Consider the following 2801-nt stretch of genomic DNA (forward strand, 5'->3'; position numbering starts at 1 on the left):
GTATAATAATTCTAGTAATATTTTGACGGAGGGGAATATTTTGAATAAAGTTTTTTTTCATACTTGTATACTAATTTTTATAGCGATGATTGCTTCTAGTATTGGTGCATTCCTCATTTCATCTCAATTTTTGTTGAACTTTGTCAACATTTTGTTTTATATTGCACTGTTTTTTATTCTTATCGGCGGTTTTTTATACATATTTCAAAATGGTTTTTTCAATGTAACCATTTACGCATTCCAAAGAGTATTTGGTACGAACAAAAAGATTGACTCTTTAATTGAAGAAGTCGAGGAACCTACAGATAAGAAAGAACGTATTTATAAAACATATTCATTCAAATGGACATATCCAATTTGTATTACAGGTATCTTCCTTGGGTTGTTCTCGACCCTTATTAGCTTTACTATTTTGATGTAGTTTGCAAACACTATCCCATATGATATAATAATCAGCAAAACATTTTGTTATAAAACTTTAGTTCTTTCATATTAAAAGAGCTCAAGTAACAATAAATAAATTTATATGTATGCGATGATAAAGAAGAGTACATATTGAGGCAATTTCAGAGAGCTTGTGGTTGGTGTGAACAAGTAATTGTACAGTATGGAATGGGCTTTTGAGCACCAAACCGAACCGAAAGTAGTAGGCTTTGGCGTTATATCCTAACGTTATTATGGATTAGAGAGATTTCACAGTAGTGAAATAATTAGGGTGGTACCGCGGTCCATTCGTCCCTATAGTTTTTGGGATGAATGGGCTTTTTTGTTTGCCTTCTCTCCCCCCCCCCCATCACGCATTCAATTTTAGGAGGAATTACTTATGTCAGTTATCTTTTCTGGTATTCAGCCAAGTGGAACGATTACACTTGGAAACTATTTAGGCGCAATGAAGCAGTTTACAGAGCTTCAAAATGAACACGACTGTTATTTCTGTATTGTAAACCAACATGCGATTACAGTACCTCAAGATCCCGTCGGACTTCGTAAAAACATCCGCAGTCTTGCTGCACTTTATGTAGCATGCGGCATCGATCCTGAAAAAGCTACTTTATTTGTACAATCAGAAGTACCAGCACACGCTCAATTAGGATGGATCATGCAATCTGTTGCTTACGTTGGAGAATTAGAACGTATGACGCAATATAAAGATAAAGCTTCGGGTAGAGATTCAGTTCCAGCTGGATTACTTACGTATCCACCATTAATGGCTGCTGATATTTTACTTTACAACACTGAAATCGTACCAGTTGGTGATGACCAAAAGCAACATATGGAATTAACACGCGACCTAGCAGAGCGTTTCAACAAACGCTTCCGTGAAGTGTTCACAATTCCTGAAATTCGTATTCCAAAAGTAGGCGCTCGCGTTATGTCATTAACAGAACCTACGAAGAAAATGAGTAAATCTGATCCGAATCCAAAATCAATGATCAGTATGCTTGATGAACCAAAAACAATTGAAAAGAAAATTAAGAGTGCTGTTACTGACTCTGAAGGTATTGTGAAATTTGATAAAGAAAACAAACCTGGTATCTCTAACTTATTAACAATCTACTCTTCATTCTCTGGAAAAACAGTTGAAGAAATTGAAGCAATGTACGAAGGAAAAGGATACGGCGACTTCAAAAGCGACCTAGCGCAAGTAGTCGTAGAAGCAATTCGTCCAATCCAAGACAAATATAACGAACTAATCAACTCACCAGAACTAGACGAAATTCTAGACAAAGGTGCAGAAAAAGCAAACCGCGTTGCATTCAAACAACTACGCAAAGTAGAAAACGCAATGGGACTAAGCAGAAAACGTAGGTAACATATAAAGTGGAAGCGGAGGCGGCTCGTTTAGAATGTGAGGGGATGGAGCTCCTGACGTAGAGGCGCTTTTTGCCTCGCAGGAAGGCGCGAAGCCACCGAACATTCTTGCCGCTGGAGCTGGATTACTACAAAATTAAAAAACCGCCAATTGGCGGTTTTTTAATTTACCTTTTGCTCATTTTCCATTTCCCATAACTTTTCAAAAAATGGCTGTCCTTTTACGAGACGCTCGCATAATTGTTCATGCTTATCAGACCAGCCTGTTTTCGCTTCATCATACAGCTTAACCCAAATATCTTCAAATTCCATATGTTGAACCATTCCATATGCTGATGGATCCCACTCTGTGAACCAATAGCGAATTTCTGCTGTATTTTTCGTTGTATGTAATTGATCTAACGCCATAAATAATAATTGTTTTAGCTGTCTTTCTTTACGAGTCAAGCCATTCATAATGAAAGGCGATGGTGATAAAATGTGATGTTCTTTTTCTGTTTCTTCTACTTGGAACTCATACTTTTCTGCTTGTACATTTTCTACCATCTCATATACCATCTGCTCTTGGCGTGGTATAAGTCTGCTTTTGCGAATTGGTACATTGTAACCAATTGTGTCAATCGCAATAATTCCTTTTCCATCTGTAACAACAAAGCAATACTCTTGCTGCAAACGTTCATGATTTTTACGAATATAAGCCTTATGATGTACGTCTTCCAGCATTTTTTGCGGAAGCTCTAACAATTCGTTCTCGATGTAATGATATAATGTGGCATCTACTTTTAATAATGGCACTTGATCTAATAGCTCAATCGTATCATCTTTCCGCCATTCGTAAAAATGACAAACGTTATACCCATTTTCTTCACCTTCAAACCAATTTACCCATACATCATGTAGATATAACATTCACTACCCCTCACTTCACTACTGTTTGTACCAATCATTATGTTCATTTTTGCTTAACTTTATTCCACTTGAGGAAATAT

3 protein-coding genes and 1 other annotated feature are annotated in these 2801 nt (G+C 36.8%); of the genes, 2 read left to right on the plus strand and 1 reads right to left on the minus strand.

What is annotated here, in order from left to right:
• The first annotated feature begins 40 nt into the window (after nt 1-40).
• Both ABWK52_RS20450 and trpS read left to right on the plus strand, forming a co-directional pair.
• Nucleotides 41-421: a DUF3899 domain-containing protein gene (locus ABWK52_RS20450; RefSeq protein WP_001044997.1), complete on the plus strand. Its 381-nt coding sequence runs from the start codon at nt 41-43 to the stop codon at nt 419-421.
• Between the two features lie 105 nt (nt 422-526).
• Nucleotides 527-743: a binding site (T-box leader), on the plus strand.
• An 80-nt stretch (nt 744-823) separates the two neighbouring features.
• Nucleotides 824-1813 carry a tryptophan--tRNA ligase gene (gene trpS, locus ABWK52_RS20455; RefSeq protein WP_098541347.1) on the plus strand — a complete coding sequence of 330 codons (990 nt, stop codon included), beginning with the start codon at nt 824-826 and terminating at the stop codon, nt 1811-1813.
• 161 nt (nt 1814-1974) lie between these two features.
• On the opposite strand, the gene ABWK52_RS20460 is transcribed toward trpS, so the two are convergent.
• Nucleotides 1975-2721, minus strand: a complete 747-nt coding sequence (locus ABWK52_RS20460; RefSeq protein WP_000966128.1) for a YjbA family protein — start codon at nt 2719-2721, stop codon at nt 1975-1977.
• Between the last annotated feature and the right edge of the window lie 80 nt (nt 2722-2801).

This window comes from Bacillus sp. AP50, assembly GCF_040492675.1.
Taxonomy (GTDB): domain Bacteria; phylum Bacillota; class Bacilli; order Bacillales; family Bacillaceae_G; genus Bacillus_A; species Bacillus_A cereus.

Coding starts and splice junctions, on each gene's coding strand:
- trpS (WP_098541347.1), top strand. CDS start 824: ATGTCAGTTATCTTTTCTGGTATTCAGCCAAGTGGAACGATTACACTT.
- ABWK52_RS20460 (WP_000966128.1), bottom strand. CDS start 2,721: ATGTTATATCTACATGATGTATGGGTAAATTGGTTTGAAGGTGAAGAA.